At 54.0% G+C, this 694-nt stretch carries 2 protein-coding genes; both read left to right on the forward strand.

Features of this window, described 5'->3' with window-relative positions:
- Positions 1-501 (forward strand): amidohydrolase family protein (locus ACZYR9_RS27515; protein ID WP_488981488.1); only part of this gene is annotated, 501 nt, incomplete at its 5' end.
- Positions 498-694: Rieske (2Fe-2S) protein (locus ACZYR9_RS27520; protein ID WP_488981489.1), on the forward strand; the 197-nt coding region annotated here is incomplete at its 3' end. The genes ACZYR9_RS27515 and ACZYR9_RS27520, both read left to right, overlap by 4 nt.

Below are 694 nucleotides of genomic sequence, written 5' to 3' on the forward strand. Positions count from 1 at the left end.
TCCACGACGGCCGCAGGGTATCCGACGACCAACTTTGAGCGTCACAACATCCTGGCGATTCACCATATGTCGCAGTTGAACAGCATCGTTTGTGAAGGCGTTTTCGAACGATTCCCGACCTTGAAGGTCGCATTCATCGAGGGCGGATTGGGCTGGCTGCCGCACCTGATGTGGAGAATGGACAAAAACTTCCGGGCGATGCGCAACGAAGTGCCATGGCTCAAGAGAAAGCCGAGCGAATATATCCTGGATCATGTGCGCTTGACGACGCAGCCGATCGAAGAGCCGGATAACAAGGAGCTCCTTCAAATGCTGCAATTGATGCATGCGGAAAAAACGGTCATGTTCTCGACGGACTACCCGCACTGGGACAATGACGCGCCATTATTCGTATTGAACAAATTGCCTGAAGACATGCGCCGCCGCGTAGCCTACGAGAATGCGGCCGAGATGTACCAGCTGCAAGAAAGAGGCTTACTGGCAGGAGGGGTAGCGAAATGACAAAGCATGATGTAGTCGGAGTAGAGGAGCTGGAAGCCGGAGCGTGTAAAATCGTCACGGTTGGGGGCAAAAGCATCGGAGTATACTACAGCGGCACAGAATACTATGCGATCCGCAACGTATGTCCGCACCAGCAGGTCGAGCTGTGCAAAGGGAAATTCACGGGAACGACGCTGGAGTCCAAGCCGCATGA

The organism is Paenibacillus sp. F024, from assembly GCF_057814255.1.